The following is a 16,940-nucleotide window of genomic DNA, read 5'->3' as shown; positions in this document are numbered from 1 at the left end:
AGCCAGGGAAGGATAGGTGTGCCTTGAGAGTAGGCGGGCCCGTCAGAAGATACCCTGCTTTTATACTTGATTCTTACCGCTCTTACTACCTCGTACTATGCCTCCGCACGCTTCCCCGAGTCCCATCCCGCGCGAACCTAGTGCTGGACCGCACACCCCCGATGCCAACTCAACCGGCAAGGCGGGCTATGTTTACTTGATTGCGGTTGTGGCGGCGCTGGGCGGGCTGCTTTTCGGTTTCGACACGGCCATTATCAACGGCGCCTTGATCTTTCTGAAAAAGGATTTCAACTTAACTGATTCGCAAACCGAGTTGGCCGCCAGCAGCATCTTGTTTGGAGCGGTGGCTGGTGCTGCCCTCGCCGGCTGGCTCACCGACCGATACGGGCGCCGCCGGTTGCTGTTTGGGGCGGCGGCGCTGTTCACGCTTTCGGCGCTGGCCGCGGCGGTGCCGCGCACGCTCACCGAGTTTGTGGTGGCGCGGCTAGCAGGTGGCTTGGCTATCGGGGTGGCTTCGTTGCTGGTGCCGCTCTACATCGCCGAAATTGCCCCGGCTCGCATTCGCGGGCAGTTAGTGACTCTCAACCAATTGGCCATCGTCACGGGTATTCTTTTGGCTTACGTTGCTAGCTATTACCTGGCCGATCTGGGCGTGGCGTCGTGGCGGTGGATGTTTGCGTCGGCAGCCTTGCCTTCGGTGCTCTTCATGGTCACGCTGCTGCTAGTGCCCGAAAGTCCGCGCTGGCTGCTAGGCCGGGGGCGTGACGCTGAGGCGCTGGGTACGCTCACCCGCCTCAACGGCCCCGTGGCCGCCGCCACCGAAGCCGCCGAAATTCAGGCTGCCCTGGTAGCCGAGCGCGGCGAAGAAGCCAACTTATACCAGCCGCGCCTGCGCCAACCGTTGCGTATCGCGGTGGTACTGGCGGTGTTGCAGCAGATTACGGGCATCAATACCATCCTGTACTACGGCTCGATCATTTTCACCGAGCATAGTGGGCAAAGTGCTGCGTCGGCTATTGGCGCCAACGCCCTCATCGGGGGCATCAACTTCGCGGGCACTATTGTGGCGCTGTTCATCATCGACCGGGTAGGACGTAAGCCGTTGTTGCTTGTGGCTTCGGGAGGCATGGCGCTGGCGCTGGGCGCGCTGGTGGTGGCGTTGCAACTGCACGCGCCGGGGCCATGGTTGCTGGGGCTTATCATGCTGTACGTGGCCTGTTTCGCGGTGGGGCTAGGACCGGGCGTGTGGGTTGTGATTACCGAGATTTTCCCGAATGCGGTGCGCGGGCGGGCCGCCTCGCTGGCCACGGTTGCGCTCTGGATAGCCTGCACCTTCATCTCGTTCACTTTCCTGTCGTTGGTGAAAGCCGCCGGACTAAGCGGCGCGTTTGGGCTTTACGCGGTGCTTTCGGCTCTCACCTTTGGGTTTGTGTGGCGGGCCGTACCCGAAACAAAAGGTCGAACCTTGGAAGAAATCGAGCGGAGCTGGCAGTAGCCAATCAGCGTCTACTTACGGATTGTGCTAGGGCACTGTATCACTTAAAATCGTTTTATGAAGCTGACTTTCACTGCCAGCGTTTTGCCCCTGGTACTGCTTCTGGCAGTGGGCGAGTCTCGTGCGCAAAGCGTGCTGAAGTACGTGAACCCCAACATCGGTACGGCGCACAGCCGCTGGTTTTTCTACACGCCCGCGGCCGTGCCCTACGGCATGGCCAAGCTGGCGCCCTCCACCAATGGCCACTACGGCAACCCCTCGGGCTGGGAAGCTGTGGGCTACGACACCCGGCAGAATTCCATTGAAGGATTCGTGCATTTCCATGAGTGGCAGGTGGGGGGCGTAAGCTTTATGCCCACCACGGGCGAACTACGCGTGAAGCCCGGCGACCTTGACAAGCCGGACTCCGGCTACCGCTCGCGCTTCGACCGGAAAAACCAGGTGGCCGAACCAGGCTACTACCGCGTGCTGCTCGACGACTACGGCATCACGGCCGAGCTAACCGCCACCAAGCGGGTTGGCTTTCACCGCTATACGTTTCCTAAAAACAACCAAGCCCACATCATCCTCGACATCGGCAACAAGCAAGGCGAGAGTGGGGAAGTGACGGATGCCAGCATTCGGATGGTGGACGCCACGCACGTGGAGGGCTTTGTGAGCACCTACCCCAAATACGTGCAAACCTACGACCCGGAGGGCAAGGTGACCATGTACTTCTTCGGCGAAATCAGCAAGCAGCCCGCCAGTGTAGGGGCCTTCACGGCCGCAGGCACGCAGGCACAAACAAGTTCGGCCACAGGCAAGGGCGCGGGGTTGGTGCTTAACTATCAAACCAGTGCGCAGGAAAAAATCGAGCTGAAGGTGGGCCTCTCGTACACGTCAGTTGCCAATGCCAAGGCCAACCTGCTGGCGGAAGCCCGTAGCCTAACCTTCGACCAGGCTCGCACCGCCGCCCAAGCTACGTGGCAGCGTGAGCTAAGTAAACTAACGGTGGAAGGCCCCGATGAGCAAAACAAGGTTAAGTTCTACACCGGCCTGTTTCATGCCCTGCTTGGGCGCGGCATTGCCAGCGACGTGAATGGCGCCTACCCGCAGCACGGCGGCCGCATAGGCCAACTAACGGCCAGCGGCCCCGGCCCCAAGCCCGAGTTCATGAATACCGATGCCATCTGGGGTGGCTACTGGAACCTGACGCAGCTGTGGGCGCTATCCTACCCCGAGTGGTACGGCAACTACGTGAACACCCAGCTGCAAGTGTACCGCGACAAGGGCTGGTTTGGGGACGGGTTGGCGAACAGCGAGTTTGTATCGGGGGTCGGGACCAATTTTGTGGGGCTGGCCGTGGCGGCGGCCTACCAGGTCGGCATCCGCAACTACGATGTGAACCTCGCCTACCAGGCCGTGCGCGCCAACGAGCTGAACTGGCGCCACCGCTCGTTTGGCTCGGGCAAGATGGATGTGAAGGCTTTCACCCAGTACGGCTACGTGCCTTTCAAAGAAGCTTATAAGGAAGACAAAGGCGTCTGGTACAAAACCGATTCTACGGGGGCGTACTTCGCCAACTCCCACACTTTGGAGTACAGCTTCAGTGCCTTCGCCGCCGCCCAGATGGCCAAATCCTTGGGTAAAAAGGCAGATTACGCGCAATTGCTCAAGCTCTCCAACGGCTGGAAAACCATCCTGAACCCGCAAAACAAACTCATGCAGCCCAAGTTGGCCGATGGCACGTTCGTGGGCAACTTCAACCCGTTCGAGCCGTGGCGCGGCTTCCAGGAAGGCAACGCCATGCAGTACACTTTTTACGTACCGCAAAACCCGGCCGGCCTTATTGCCGCGCTGGGCCAAGACAAGTTCAACAACCGCCTCGACAGTCTCTTCACGGCCTCGGCCAAAACGGGCTTCGGCGGCGGCAAAGAAATAGATGCTTTTGCTGGCATCAAGGCCATCTACAACCATGGCAACCAGCCTTGCCTGCACATTAGCTGGCTGTTCAACTTTTCGGGTCAGCCCTGGCTAACCCAAAAATGGACCCGCCAGATTTGCGACGATTTTTACGGCACCGAGCCCATTCACGGCTACGGGTACGGGCAAGACGAAGACCAGGGGCAATTGGGCTCGTGGTACGTCATCAGTGCGCTGGGCTTGTTCGACGTAAAGGGTTTCACCGATGCCCGGCCCATTGTGGAGTTAGGCAGCCCTATTTTCAGCAAAGCCACTATTCAGCTAGGCAACCAGAAAAAGCTGGTTATCGAGGCCAAAAATACCTCCAAAGAAAACCGGTACGTGCAGGCAGCAGCGCTGAACGGCAAGCCTCTCGCCAACTGCTGGCTGTACCGCGACGAGCTGATGCAGGGCGGAAAGCTGGTGTTCACCATGGGCAACCAGCCCAACAAAACCTGGGGCACGAAAACTCCACCGCCTTCCGCACAGTAACCCAACCTGCTTCCGGTGTTATCTGGTTTCCGTTCACAAGCCCCAAGGCGGTACTTTGCTTGCTTGTCTGGTGGTATCGTCAGGGGCGCAACGCTAGCCGAAGAAGACGGCAATACCCGCAGGCAGGAACACAAGAGCCACGAGTGTCAGATTCAGGAAAAACAGGCGTCGGTAGCGCTGGGCTCGGGGTGGCCGTGGGTGAGTGAAGGTACCGACTGGGGCTCCCCATAGGGTTAGGATAAACAACGGAACGCCCAGAAACAACGCGCCACTTAAATAATAGGCAACGCCCAAACAGTACCAGTGCAGGACATTGCACCCCACAATTGTGAGCAAGCCGACGCTATTCATGCCAAGCGTTGTGTACAACGCTTTCCAAGCAAATGACTCGCGAGCAGACATAAGCAGCAGTGGGAAGGAAGAAGGAAACGCCTAGCGCAACCGCCCCAATCTTAAGTGAACCTACTGTGTTTGTTGACACGACTATGTAACGGTAAGCCGAGACAGGAAGTGGCAAGCACCTAGCCTTTTGCAACGCGGATGGCTAGGTATTCGGCTCTAAATCTTTCAACCATCAGCAACGCCCCGCTAAGCTAGCTGCTTAGCGGGGCGTTGCTGGTAGTCGAGTTGCCTTACTTGGCTGCTGGATACCAGTTGCGCAGCCGAACATCAATTTTCTTGTTGGCCGAGTTCACGCTTTTCTTGAAGCCGTCTACGTCGCTCAGGCCGTTCTGGCCCCGGTAGTGGTACGGATACACGATACCCGGTTTAAAGGCCAGTACGCCCTGTGCGGCCTGCTGCACGTCCATGGTGTAGGGCAGGTTCATGCACACAAATGCCACATCGATGCCCTTGAGGGCGCGCATCTCGGCAATGTCTTCGGTGTCGCCGGATAGGTACACGTTTTTGCCGCCCAGGTTCAGCACGTAGCCATTGCCCCGGCCTTTGGGGTGCCTCGCGTCGGCATCGTCGGGCAAATTGTACATCGGAACAGCCGACACGCTCATGCCGAGCGTGTCGAGTCGCTGACCGTTGTTGAGGACGCGCACGTGCGCTTTGTGCTCTGCCGGCAACTGATCGGCCACCGCTTTCGGGACCACCAGCAGCGCCTTGCCAACTGAAAGGCCGGCCAGCGTCTTCGGGTCCAGGTGGTCGCCGTGAATGTCGGTTATCAGAACGACGTCGGGCGCAGCTAGTCCGGTATAGGCTTCTGCCCCGCCGTAGGGGTCCACGTAAATCGTTTTGCCGCTCCAGGTGAACACCACGCTGCCATGCGTAATCGGCTGCACCGTGAGCGGACCTTTCTTAGTGGCAATCTGGTCGGCGGCGGCGCGTGGACTGGCGGCGGGGCTGGCGGTTTGGGCCAGCGCCTGAACAGCAGCAGTTAACGCGGCTGTGAGAAGGAGGATGGATTTCATGGATGTCTTGCCTGTTGGATAAAAATGACTGCCGGCTTTTTCCGGTAACGTGGCCTATGGGAAGAGCGGCCACTGAAATTCGGGACAATAACCTTGTTGTCTTGCACAAGTTCAAGTTTGTGCGGCTTTTACAGGGCCTACCGCAACCGCCACGTGCAGAACAAGGTTACTAGCGTGGCTGCGCGTGGCGGCCACTATCGGCTACTTCTGAAAGCAAGTGCGTTGGGTTGGTTAAGCTGCTCTCCGCCACATGCTGTAAATTGCATCGCCCTTGCCATCTGCTTGCATGACTACACCGCTATCCACTGAAATTCTACTTCGTTTGCGTGCCGAAACGCGTCCTTACCACGAGGCCCTCGAGCAGAACCGTTTCAACCAAGCTCTGGCAGCCGGCCTACCAACCTACGAGCTTACCAGCTGGTTTCTGCGGAAGATGTACGGCTTTCTTGTGCCGTACGAAGAGCAGCTCCGCCAGCACACCTGGCCCCCGGCGTGGCAAATAGAACGCCGCTACCGGGCCCATCTAATTCTGGAGGACCTGCCTGCTGCAACTGCTTCTGGGGCCCTGCCACTGTGCCCCGCAATGCCACCGCTGCGCACCTGGCCCGAATTGCTTGGCGCCCTGTACGTGCTCGAAGGCTCGACGCTGGGTGGGCAAGTATTAGCGCGGCAACTAGCCAAGGCAGGCATTTCCACCCGCACCTATTTCAGCGGCTACGGCGACCAAACCGGCCTTATGTGGAAATCCTTCTGCCACCTGTTAGGTGAGGCGGCAACGGAAATTAATCAAGACGAAATCGTGTTGTCGGCCCGCCGCACGTTTCAACATTTAGATGCTTGGCTGAATCACGAATGAGCTACACCGACGAGCACCTGCTGACTTCCGAAATCAACCTAACCAACTGCGACCGGGAACCCATTCACATCCCTGGGTCAGTGCAGCCTTACGGCTTCCTCCTTTGCTTGCACGAGCAAACGCTGCGGATCGTGCAAGCCAGCGAAAACACGTTGGCCCTGCTTGGCATTGCAGCGCCCGACCTGCTCGGGGCAGGGTTGGAACAGCTGCTTTCGGCCGACCAAGTAGAAGCAATTGCGCACTTATACCCTACGCTTGGCGTAACGCCCAAGCTGCTGGGCGTGCGCCTCGATAAAGTGGCTGGTCAGCCGTTCTTCAAAATCATCTTGCACCGCCATGATCAGCTGCTGTGGGCAGAGTTCGAGCCGGTAACCGATGCAACAACCAACGCTCTAGATCTGGGCCAGCTCAACGAAGCGCTGGGGCAGATGCTGTCCGCTACGCGCGTGCTTGAGTTTTGCCAGTACACCGTGGAGCAGGTACGCCGCATCACCGGCTTCGACCGGGTGGCTATCTACCGCTTTGCTGGTGATGAAAGCGGAGAAATTATTGCCGAAGCCAAGCACGAAGACTTGGAGCCGTGGCTGGGCTTGCACTATCCGGCCACCGATATTCCGCAGCAGGCGCGGGCCATGTACCTGAAAAACTGGCTCCGCTTTATTCCTAATGCGTCGTACGTGCCGGCCCGGCTGGTACCCGCCAACAATCCGGCCACCAACCGCCCACCCGACATGACGTACGCGGTGCTGCGGAGCGTGTCGCCCATCCATTTGCAGTACCTGCACAACATGGGCTCGGCGGCCACCATGACCATTTCGTTGATCCGTGAGGGCAAGCTGTGGGGTATGGTGACGTGCCACCACCGCACCCCGCGGCTGGTGGGCTACGAGCTACGCGACCTTTGCCAGTTTCTAGGCAAAACGTTTTCGGCCCTCATCAAAACCAAAGAGCAGTACGACGAGCAGGAGTACCAGCTGCGCATCCGCGAAACGCAGGTGCACTTGCTTGAGCACGTATCGAGCAGCATCAACTTCGTAGACGGGCTCTACCGCCAGCGGCCTACCGTGCAGGACGTGTTCGACTGCGGAGGTGCGGCGGTCTGCTTCGACGGGGAAGTTATTTTGCTAGGCAACACGCCCAGCCAGGAGCAGGTACAGGAGTTGCTGGCCTGGTTGCAGGAGCACGCCCCACAGGAAGTGTTTCACACCGATTCCTACGTCCAGCACAACCCGGCAGGCTTGGCGTTGCGGCCCACAGCCAGCGGCATCCTGGCGGTTTCGCTGGCCGACGCGCCCGGTAACTACCTGCTCTGGTTTCGGCCCGAAGTGGTGCAAACCGTCACCTGGGCTGGGCAGAACACCAAAGCCGAAGTCTTGGCCGACGGCCAAGTGTTTTTGTCGCCTCGCCAGTCGTTCGAGGCGTGGAAGCAGTTGGTGGAAAGCACCTCTGCTCCTTGGAAACCCATGGAGATTGAGGCCGCTAAGGAAATCCGCTTGCACATCTCAGACGTACGGCTGAAAGTGTTCAACGAATTGCAGGCCCGTGCCTCTCGTCTGAGCCAACTCAACATCGAGCTGGAGCGCAGCAACGACGAGCTCGACTCCTTTGCTTACGTGGCTTCCCATGACTTAAAGGAGCCGCTGCGCGGGATTCACAATTACTCGCTGTTTCTGCTCGAAGACTATGCCGATCAGCTCGACGCCGAGGGCGTGAGCAAGCTGCAAACCTTGGTGCGGTTGAGCCAGCGGATGGAGAGCCTAATCGAGTCGTTGCTGCAACTATCCCGCGTTGGTCGGCAGGAGTTGGTAGTGGACGTTATTGATATGAACGAGTTGCTGATTGAGGTGGTGGACTTGCTGGCGCCACGCTTCGAGCAAACCAACACCACCGTGAACGTGGCGCACCCGCTGCCCATCATCCGCGGCGACCAAGTGCGGCTACGTGAGGTGTTCAGCAATCTGCTAACCAATGCGATGCGCTACAGCGACCGACCCGACAAAGTGGTGGAAGTCGGGGCGGTGTCCACCGAGGAAGCTGGGCAGAAAGAGTTTGTCAACCTCGACGATTTTCATGTCTTTTACGTACGCGACAACGGCATCGGCATAGACCCCAAGCATCACTCCAGTATCTTCAAGCTCTTTAAGCGGTTGCACGCACAAGACAAATACGGAGGAGGAACGGGCGCTGGCTTAGCCATTGTCAAAAAAATGGTTGAAAAGCATGGCGGCGCCCTGTGGGTCGAATCGATCAAGGGGGAAGGTGCTACCTTTTATTTCTCGCTCTCTAAACACTTGTAAAGTGTCTGTTTTCCCACTCAAACCCATCCTCGTTGTGGAGGATAGTGCCGAAGATTTCATGGCTATCAGCCGTGCCTTCCGCAAGCACGCCCTGCGCAACCCGGTGCTACGTTGCGAAGACGGCGACCAAGCCCTGGAATATTTGCAAGGCTACGGCAAAGCCGCGGAATGGCCTCTGACGCTGCCCGCCATCGTGCTCCTCGACCTGAACTTACCGGGTACCGACGGGCGAACGGTGCTCGGCAAAATCAAGCAAGACACTCAGCTGCATTCCATTCCCGTCATCATTTTCAGCACGTCTTCCAATGAGCGCGACATTGAAGATTGCTACGAGTTAGGAGCTAACACCTACCTAACCAAACCGATTGAGTACGCTGCCCTAGAAGAGAAAATTCGCCTGACTATCCACTACTGGCTGGATGCGGCGACCTTACCGTTTGCCAATTAGCTACATAGTGAAAAAGATTTTACTCGTTGATGACAACGAGCTCGACCGGGTACTTTACAAGCGGTATTTAAGCAGACAGCAGCATTATGAGCGAATGGAGCTCTACGAGGCCGCTTCGGGAGAAGAGGCGCTGGCGCTGTTTGAAGCCGTGCAGCCGGATTGCGTGCTGCTCGATTTCAACTTGCTTGATACGGACGGCTTGACGCTGTTGCACGAACTCAAGAAGATGGCGCCGGAAAACCTGTGCGCGGTCATGATTACGGGGGGGGGCAGCGAGCAGCTTGCGGTGGGAGCTCTCAACAACGGCGCCTTGGATTATCTGGTGAAGCAGCAGTTCGACCAAGAACTGTTGTGCAAAACCGTGGTGCACGCCATCGAGAAAAACGAGTGGCGGCAGTACATGGCGCAGTATCACGCAGAGCTGAAGAGCGTCAACTACCAGTTGCGAACCTCCGTGGAGGAGCTAACCACTGCGCGGCAGCAGATTCATCAGCAGAATACGCTGCTCACCCAAACCAATCGGGAATTAGCATCCACCAACCAAGAGCTGGCCCGCACCAACGCCGACTTAGACAATTTCGTGTACGCGGCGTCCCACGACCTGCGGCAGCCGGCCAATAATCTGCGGGGCTTATTCGAGGAGTTGCGCGGCGCGGCCACTATTTCAGACCCAGATGCTGCCCAGATGTGGCGGCTATTCGACGAGTCGTTGCGGGCGCTAACTACCACCATCACCGACCTAGCCGATGTGGTGCAGGTGGCCCGCCAGCCAAACGAGCAAGCCACTGAACTGGTGGCGTTCGAGGATATAGCTGCGCAAGTCTTACAAACGCTCCATCCTGAAATTCAAGCGGCCCACGCGGTTGTCGAGGCGGATTTTTCTGCGCTACCGGAAATAGCTTATGGCCGTAGCAACCTGCGCACGATTCTGGTTAACCTAGTGAGCAACGCCCTTAAGTATCGGCACCCCGACTGCACGGCACGAGTACAGATTCGGAGCTACCTCGCCATGAATCAGCCCGTGTTGGAAGTGCAGGACAACGGCCTCGGAATCGACCTGCAACAGCACGGTAACGACTTGTTCCAGCTGTTTCGCCGTTTCCACCCGCAGGCTAACACAGGCACCGGGGTCGGCTTGTTTCTGGTAAACCGCCTAGTTCAGGCCCAAGGTGGCCACATTGATGTCGATAGCCAACAAGGAGAAGGCACTACGTTTCGGGTTTTTTTGCGCAGTGTGCAGTAGCCGCCAACTACTTAGGTGGAGCCTGAACCGGAAGTGCGCTCGGTACAGATAGCCCTCGTTGCAGCACCTGCTAGCTTGCGCTACATAGCGTATGTAGCACGGCATAGCGGCAAGAAGAAGGCAAGCGTAACACCATAATAATGCCCTGGAGCTTGGTTCTTCGGGGCATTGCTATGTTGTTTTGGAGGGGTTTCGGTAGCTTTGGGTAACCACTTTTCTATGCCTACTACCGGCCACTCTGTCTACTTCGAAAACGCGGTTGGACGCATCACCGAAGACCCCCATGGCTACGCCTTTGTGCACTATCATGATGTGCCGCGCCAACTGATAGAATTACGAGCGTTGCTCACTCATTTGGGGCAGTTGCTGCTACGCCGTAATTGGCACCGTGTCCTTATTGACATGCATCAGATCAAACCGCTGTCGGAAGACGAAAAGGCCATGCTGACCGCCGAATGGTATAGTGGCAAAATTGCCCGACCGCAGCCGCTCTGTACGGTTTTTTGGATGGCCAAAGATGTAATTGCCCGGCTCTCAGTGCACGAGATGCAGATTGAAGCGCGCAAACACCAAAACGAATCCACTGCTTTTGCAACTCTGGCAGAAGCTCGTGCTTACCTGCTAAATTGCTAGCTTGGTAGTTTCGGCGCGAACGAATCAGGTTCCTGGCTACTGAAGTCCGGGAGCAGGTGGTTGCTTGGTGGCATAATGCGGAAAAACGTGCTGTAGCGGCAAGTGCCAGGCAAGCAAAGCAAGAGCCGCCCGTTGCAAAACAGCATGCTGCTGCCCAATCAAGGCTACTGAGCTATTGGCTTCAACGTATGCAAGCAGCTTTATGTCCGGGAAAGCCTCGTTCTACCTTGCGGCTAGTATCCGCAATAAGGTGGGCTTAGCCGGACTGGCGGGTGACTTGTGTAATGGGGTAGCAGCAGGAGGCCGACTAGACGATGGCTTGAAGAGGCCATACCGCTGGTTGGCTACGCCGAGCACAAAGAAAATCGTCATGCCGAGGAAGATCCGCTGAAGAATGCCCAAACCTTTCGGCTGGAGAGGAGTAGTGGTTGGGGTCATAGAATAGGAGTGAGAGGCAGATTGTAAGTATAGCAAACCGTCGCCACAAATTGATGCTATTGTATCTAGTAATTTTCATAGGTGGCAGTAATTGTACTTCATTTTATAAAGACGTGCTTTTTGCTAGCAGGTCTGTTGTTGAGCCCTGATGGCATTAAGCAGTTGAAAGCCCTAGCAAATACTAGGGCTTTCAACTGCTTAATGCTACCTACACGCACATGCGTGGATACTGTGCTAGTGCTATGGCATCCCCTAGGACTATAGTAGGCTAGCGCTTTAATTCCTGTAGCAACCAACCGTTGGTTTCTGAACCGGCTATCTGGTCCACCGTAGCCAGGAAACCGAGCGTGGTGCTGGTTTTTTGCGCCGCCGTTTGGGCCATTATTTTCAGGAACGTCTCGGTTCCTACCCGGCGGTGCAATGCAGCTAGGATGCCAGTGCCTTTGTTGTAGATAACGCGCCGATACATTGGAAAGGGATGCTTGTAGCGGTTGAAGCCCCACAGGGGAGGCGCCCCAGCCGCCGTTTCCGCTAGGCGTGCGAGTTCTGCTTGATACCCGGCTTCGTCGCCCTGGGCTTGGATATACAACAGGCTTGAGTACGTGGCAAATGCTTCGCTGAGCCAGCCGTTTTCATCGTGAAACGAGCCGTAAGCCCACCACTTGTGGCTGATTTCGTGGGCTACTATCAAGGCATCCCGTTTATCGGTCACGTCGAACGTGGAGTAGGTGATTACCGTGGCGTCGGCTAGCAGCCCATAAGCAGCGTTGTTGGTACCCGGCAGGAAAATAGTGAACTGCTTAATAGGGGCCTCCCGCCCGATGGTGCGGTTGTAATACGCGACGACAGCTTCGGTCTGGTGGAGCAGGAGCGTGTCCACTCGAGTGAAGGCCACGCCTGTTTTCACCAAGGTAATGGGGGATGCCGTGGTGGAAACTGTTTGGTAGAATTGTCGGGCAATTAGGGCGGTGGGTTCAATGGCACTTGTGGTACCGCGAAACACCCACTGCCCAGGCCGGGGCCGGTGAGCGGGCACGGTACTGCGTACCTGATAATCGGGGGGCACCTGCACTGTCAGTTCGTATTGCACCAACTCATACTCGCCGTAAGGCCGGAATGGAAGCCAATTGCTGTGGCCGCTAAAGACGGTAACATGGTCGGTGAACTCGCCCTTGGTCATGGTGCCCGCATACGTGAGCTCAATCCAGCGCGCTCGGGGTGAGCGGGACGCATAGCGTATCTGCAGGCGGCGCACGGTGTCACTGGCGTAGGGAACTATAGTGACTCGCTGCTGCACGGCATGCGGACTACGCACGCGGTGCAGCGTAAAGGCTCGATTCAGATGCAGCAGCACCTGAGTGGTGGTATCGGCTGCGGATAAGGCAAAGCGGTAGCGGCAGGAAAACGCGTGGGTTATCGGATCAACTTGCAGGTGTACCTGCACCTGGGGTAGGGCAGAGGACGAGGGGTGAGCGCCGACCACCGTGTTGGGAGTTGCACCCATCAAGCAAAAAGGGCAGAGGCATAACACCAGTAGGTAAGACAAGAATGGTAATGGCCGCATGAGCAGGAAAACGCGTGGATACATAAGGAAAAGTAGGGGTACCTGAGTGGTCCAAATCCGGACAATCCAGGTGGTTTGCTCTCAGTAGAGGGCTATTGGCGTGCCAAACCGATAACGTGTTTATCTAGAGTGGCTTATCGGAAAGAAAGCTGATAGTAGCCGGTGCTGATGTGTTCGTTGCTGGACACGTGTTCAGTTTCGGACGAGTGTTATTTGCCTGAACTACCTAGGACCAACTGCAGGCTGTTCAAGCGGACAGATAGGGAATCCGGCAGATGCAACATTGCTACATATACCCAACTGTGCGTACCTTCGCTTTTCATCAGAGGGGTAAGCAGAGTGCATAAAGAAGGTAAAATTGCAGCATGGTGGCTATTTGTGTCGTTGGTTCGGGTGGTAGTGCTCGAGGCTACTATGTTGCGTCTTCGCTCGCATCAGCATAATTACTTTCTGATTCTCACCGATCAGGAAGGTTGGCAAATGGCCAAGGGACTCAGTGTTAAGCTAGAGTAAAGGCCCCGGCAAGACGACCGTTTTGCCAACCAAGCGGCGCGCCAAAGTATAGTAGGTCTGCGCCACCTATTCTGCCGCTCTCAAGTAGGTAGACACAACCGAACAGCTCTCGCTACAGGCTTGTATGGCCGTAGTTTCCTCGTTTTTTCCACACCTATGCTCCAGTATTTGCAGTTGCTTTTCATTTCTTTCTTCCTGCTCGCCGGCTCCGTAGTAGCCGCGCCCAGGAAGGCTTTTGTGTTCAATGGTCAGTCGGTGGCCCCCGGCCGGAAGGTGTCCACGCTGCTGCACATAACGGACGGGCGAGATAGTACCGTGGTGCCAGTCACGGTTTTCCACGGCCGCCGTCCGGGGCCCGTATTGGGTGTTATTGCGGGCGTGCACGGCTACGAGTATCCGCCGATTCTGGCCGCGCAGCAGCTGGCCCGCGAACTCGACCCAGCGGAGTTGCAGGGCACAGTGCTGCTGGTGCATCTGGCCAATGTGCCTAGCTTCCTGGGCCGTCGCATCCACCTGAACCCGCAGGACAGCAAGAACTTGAACCGGGTGTTCCCCGGCAAAGCCGACGGCACCATCACCGAGCGGCTGGCCTGGCGCCTGAGCAACGACGTTATTGGGCGCTGCACTCACGTCGTGGACGTGCACGCCGGCGACGCCCTCGACGATCTACGGGCTTACGCCGGCTACTACAACTATTTTGATACGCCCGCCCTCTCGGAAACCGGCCGACAAATGGCGGTAGCGCTAGGCTTTCCGTACGTGATACAGTTTGGCAACGAACCATCCCTAGCTGCCCAGCCAGGGGTGTACTGCTCCCGTGAAGCTATCAAGCGGGGCATCCCCGCCGTCGACATCGAGTGTGGTCGCCTAGGGTTGCCGGAGCCGGAGGCAGTAGCGCAGATCAAGCAAGCCCTGCACCGACTGCTAACTCATTTGGGCATGACGGCCACCCAACCCACTGCTGCCACCCAGTCGTTGCTAATTACGCAGCGCACTACCGTCACCAGCACGCACACCGGCTTTTTCTTCTCGCAGGTAAAAGCCGGCGAGCTGATTCACCGTGGTCGGCAGTTAGGCTACCTCACTGACCTGTTCGGCAATCAAGTGGCGGAAGTGGTGGCTCCCGTAGATGGTGTAGTGCTCTACATGACGGCTACTCCGCCTATCACCGTAGGCGAAAATCTGTTCAGCATTGGGAATGTGCCTCGGAGCGAGCCTCAACGGAAGTAGGCCTTATCTGTGGTAAAAGCGCCAAAACCAGTTGTAGCAGCTATAGCACTAGCTTTCTTAACTTGACTGATAGTGGCTTCATGCTGTAGAAGTCGTTATCTGTCAGCTAAATACGGTGTGCATAGAGTGTGTCACCAGTCTAGTCATTCTTCTTCCTGGCCGCGACGAATACTGTGCTAATAAGAGCAAGACAAAACGGAAATTTGGTCGGTAGCTCTTTTTATAATGATTGTATTAAATTAATTCAGTTTAATTTTTCTAATAGTGAAGCTTTATGTATACATTAGAGCTCCAATGAATTCCATGCTTAGTGCCTTTTCTCTTGGTGTGTACACTAAGTATGATATGATCCGGCTGTAAGGATTGTTCTAGCACCAAAACGCCCGCCTCTCAACAGGACAGGGCGTTTTTGCTTTTAGTAGGGTGGTCCTTATGCTCCTAGTACTACCGTGTCAGGCAACATCTAACTTACTATCGAAAGCCACCAGTTGGATTGGGGGTAAGTGAGGAAGGCCAAGATTTGGGGAAGCCTGACCTAGCTCTATGCACCGGTAGCCCTGGCCAGCGAGGCAGCCCGCCACATCTTGGTTGCCAAAAGACCTAGAAAGTAGTTAGTGGGATTGAACTCAGGTGGTAGGCGGCACTAGGGCCACGACTATCTGGCGAATAGCATGCAGGTCCACGGCGGGGCAGGCACCCAACTCCTCGGAAACGGTGGCCGTTGGCTCGGTGGCCCCGAACAGGGCGCGGGTGAAGCGCGGATACAGCAAGTGGGCTAGCAGTTGCTCTGCTTGCTGCTCACTCACAGCCTCCGATACGCTGAGTTGGGCTTGCAGGAACCGAGCCACCCGCTCCTGCACATTCTCGAACATGGCCTCGTGCAGGCGCACTGCTCCTTGCGGAAACCGCTCGGCTTCAGTAATGGCAAGGCGGAACAGGCGCAAGGGTTTGCTGGACAAGATGGTTTCAAGGAAGCGGGCACAAAACAGCACCAGCGCCTGCTCTACGTCGGGGGCGTAGTCGGCCGGTTCGCGCAGGTGGTCGAGCTGCAAATCCAGCACCAAATCAAACACGGCCAGAAACAAGTCTTCTTTGCGCACGAAATGGGCGTACAGCGTGCGCTTAGTGGTACCAGCGTGGGCCGCAATGCGGTCCATGGATGCCCGCTCGAAGCCGGATTCCAAGAACACCGCCTTGGCAGCATGTAGCATGTGCGTCCGCAACTCGGGCCCGCGTCTGACTATTTCTTTCATGTTGACAATCTAGCTCCATTACGCTGGCTAGTGCAAAAATCGGATTTCCCCACCGGATCCACACTATTGGCCTTCGTGGGCGCCATTCATCAGACTGGTACGCCAACTTTTTTACCGGACAGCATTAAGTATACTATACGGTATAGTATATTTGTGTCAGCATTTCAATTCATTCAGTTTTATCCCACATGAAAATCGTTGTAACTGGTTCAGTAGGACACATTAGCAAGCCTCTCACCCAAGCCTTAGTTGCTCAAGGCCACGCCGTAACGGTTATCAGCAGCCAGCCGGATCGGCACGCTGATATCGAGGCGCTAGGAGCAAGGGCCGCCATTGGTTCTCTCGAAGACCCGGACTTTTTAACCACCACCTTCACTGGTGCCGATTCCGTGTACGCCATGGTGCCACCTGCTATGAGTGCCCCCGACGTACTGGCCTACTATCGTAGCCTGGGGCACAGCTACGCCCAGGCTATCCAGCGGGCGGGGGTTCGGCGGGTGGTGCACTTGAGCAGCTGGGGCGCAGATTTAAGTGAAGGCACGGGCTTCATTCTTGGGTCGCACCAAGTGGAAGGCATTCTCAATGAGCTGTCTGACGTGGCCCTTACCCATCTGCGGGCGGGTTCGTTTTACTACAACTTGTACGGTTTCGTGGGCATGATAAAGCACGCCGGCTTTATTGCATCCAATTACGGCGACGAGGACGTGGTGGTACTGGCCGCCCCCGTGGACATTGCCGCCGCTGCTGCCGAAGAACTGACCACCACTACTACGGGTATAACTGTGCGTTACGTGGCCAGTGATGAGCGCACGGCCACCGACATTGCGCGGGTGCTGGGCCAAGCCATCGGCCGGCCTGATTTGAAATGGATAACTCTATCTGACGACCAAACGAAGCAAGGGCTGGAACAGAGCGGCCTACCAACTCACTTGGCCGCTAGCTACGTCGAGCTGGGAGCCAGCATCCACAATGGCGCCATGCGGCAAGGCTACCTACAGAACCCGCCCCGGCAGCTAGGCAACGTCAAAATCGAAGACTTTGCCAACGAGTTTGCAGCGGCATTCTAGGCCGCATTCATAGTTGCTTTCTCCCATCCCTTTCTCTCTTTACCACCACACA

The 16,940-nt window shown here is 56.8% G+C and carries 14 protein-coding genes; 9 read left to right on the top strand and 5 right to left on the bottom strand.

Going from position 1 to position 16,940, the window contains the following annotated elements; genetic code table 11:
• Positions 1 to 97 precede the first annotated feature (97 nt).
• Positions 98 to 1,495 (top strand): sugar porter family MFS transporter, encoded by a 1,398-nt coding sequence (locus MTX78_RS24240; protein ID WP_243803407.1) that lies wholly within the window; start codon positions 98 to 100, stop codon positions 1,493 to 1,495.
• 57 nt (positions 1,496 to 1,552) lie between these two features.
• Complete coding sequence (locus tag MTX78_RS24235; protein WP_243803406.1) at positions 1,553 to 3,928, top strand: GH92 family glycosyl hydrolase; 2,376 nt, start codon at positions 1,553 to 1,555, stop codon at positions 3,926 to 3,928.
• Positions 3,929 to 4,021: 93 nt separating this feature from the next.
• Here MTX78_RS24235 and MTX78_RS24230 read toward each other — a convergent pair whose 3' ends face one another.
• Both MTX78_RS24230 and MTX78_RS24225 read right to left on the bottom strand, forming a co-directional pair.
• Complete coding sequence (locus MTX78_RS24230) at positions 4,022 to 4,330, bottom strand: hypothetical protein (protein ID WP_243803405.1); 309 nt, start codon at positions 4,328 to 4,330, stop codon at positions 4,022 to 4,024.
• Positions 4,331 to 4,560: 230 nt separating this feature from the next.
• On the bottom strand, positions 4,561 to 5,346 hold the full coding sequence (locus MTX78_RS24225) for an MBL fold metallo-hydrolase (RefSeq protein ID WP_243803404.1): 786 nt from the start codon (positions 5,344 to 5,346) through the stop codon (positions 4,561 to 4,563).
• 286 nt (positions 5,347 to 5,632) lie between these two features.
• Here MTX78_RS24225 and MTX78_RS24220 point away from each other — a divergent pair, with 286 nt between their 5' ends.
• From MTX78_RS24220 to MTX78_RS24200, 5 genes are all read left to right on the top strand, one after another.
• On the top strand, positions 5,633 to 6,202 hold the full coding sequence (locus MTX78_RS24220; RefSeq protein WP_243803403.1) for a biliverdin-producing heme oxygenase: 570 nt from the start codon (positions 5,633 to 5,635) through the stop codon (positions 6,200 to 6,202).
• Positions 6,184 to 8,499 (top strand): ATP-binding protein, encoded by a 2,316-nt coding sequence (locus MTX78_RS24215; RefSeq protein WP_243803402.1) that lies wholly within the window; start codon positions 6,184 to 6,186, stop codon positions 8,497 to 8,499. Before MTX78_RS24220 ends, MTX78_RS24215 begins: the two co-directional genes overlap by 19 nt.
• A 1-nt stretch (position 8,500) precedes the next feature.
• Positions 8,501 to 8,947 carry a response regulator gene (locus MTX78_RS24210; protein ID WP_243803401.1) on the top strand — a complete coding sequence of 149 codons (447 nt, stop codon included), beginning with the start codon at positions 8,501 to 8,503 and terminating at the stop codon, positions 8,945 to 8,947.
• Positions 8,948 to 8,954: 7 nt separating this feature from the next.
• Complete coding sequence (locus MTX78_RS24205; RefSeq protein ID WP_243803400.1) at positions 8,955 to 10,190, top strand: sensor histidine kinase; 1,236 nt, start codon at positions 8,955 to 8,957, stop codon at positions 10,188 to 10,190.
• Between the two features lie 219 nt (positions 10,191 to 10,409).
• Positions 10,410 to 10,823, top strand: a complete 414-nt coding sequence (locus MTX78_RS24200; RefSeq protein WP_243803399.1) for a hypothetical protein — start codon at positions 10,410 to 10,412, stop codon at positions 10,821 to 10,823.
• A 222-nt stretch (positions 10,824 to 11,045) separates the two neighbouring features.
• Here the strand turns inward: MTX78_RS24200 and MTX78_RS24195 are convergent, their stop codons facing one another.
• Both MTX78_RS24195 and MTX78_RS24190 read right to left on the bottom strand, forming a co-directional pair.
• The gene (locus tag MTX78_RS24195) at positions 11,046 to 11,261 is read right to left on the bottom strand and encodes a hypothetical protein (RefSeq protein WP_243803398.1); all 216 of its coding nucleotides are present in this window, start codon (positions 11,259 to 11,261) and stop codon (positions 11,046 to 11,048) included.
• A 268-nt stretch (positions 11,262 to 11,529) separates the two neighbouring features.
• The gene (locus MTX78_RS24190) at positions 11,530 to 12,765 is read right to left on the bottom strand and encodes a M1 family aminopeptidase (RefSeq protein WP_243803397.1); all 1,236 of its coding nucleotides are present in this window, start codon (positions 12,763 to 12,765) and stop codon (positions 11,530 to 11,532) included.
• A gap of 729 nt (positions 12,766 to 13,494) precedes the next feature.
• Here MTX78_RS24190 and MTX78_RS24185 point away from each other — a divergent pair.
• Positions 13,495 to 14,568 (top strand): succinylglutamate desuccinylase/aspartoacylase family protein, encoded by a 1,074-nt coding sequence (locus tag MTX78_RS24185; RefSeq protein ID WP_243803396.1) that lies wholly within the window; start codon positions 13,495 to 13,497, stop codon positions 14,566 to 14,568.
• Positions 14,569 to 15,194: 626 nt separating this feature from the next.
• Here the strand turns inward: MTX78_RS24185 and MTX78_RS24180 are convergent.
• Entirely contained in the window at positions 15,195 to 15,821 is a 627-nt protein-coding gene (locus tag MTX78_RS24180) for a TetR/AcrR family transcriptional regulator (RefSeq protein ID WP_243803394.1), read from the bottom strand.
• A 188-nt stretch (positions 15,822 to 16,009) separates the two neighbouring features.
• On the opposite strand from MTX78_RS24180, the gene MTX78_RS24175 reads away from it, so the two are divergent.
• The gene (locus tag MTX78_RS24175) at positions 16,010 to 16,888 is read left to right on the top strand and encodes an NAD(P)H-binding protein (protein WP_243803392.1); all 879 of its coding nucleotides are present in this window, start codon (positions 16,010 to 16,012) and stop codon (positions 16,886 to 16,888) included.
• Positions 16,889 to 16,940: the final 52 nt, after the last annotated feature.

It is taken from the genome of Hymenobacter tibetensis (assembly GCF_022827545.1).
GTDB lineage: Bacteria > Bacteroidota > Bacteroidia > Cytophagales > Hymenobacteraceae > Hymenobacter > Hymenobacter tibetensis.
Note: the sequence above shows the minus strand (reverse complement) of the source record. Positions and strands in the feature narration are given on the sequence as shown.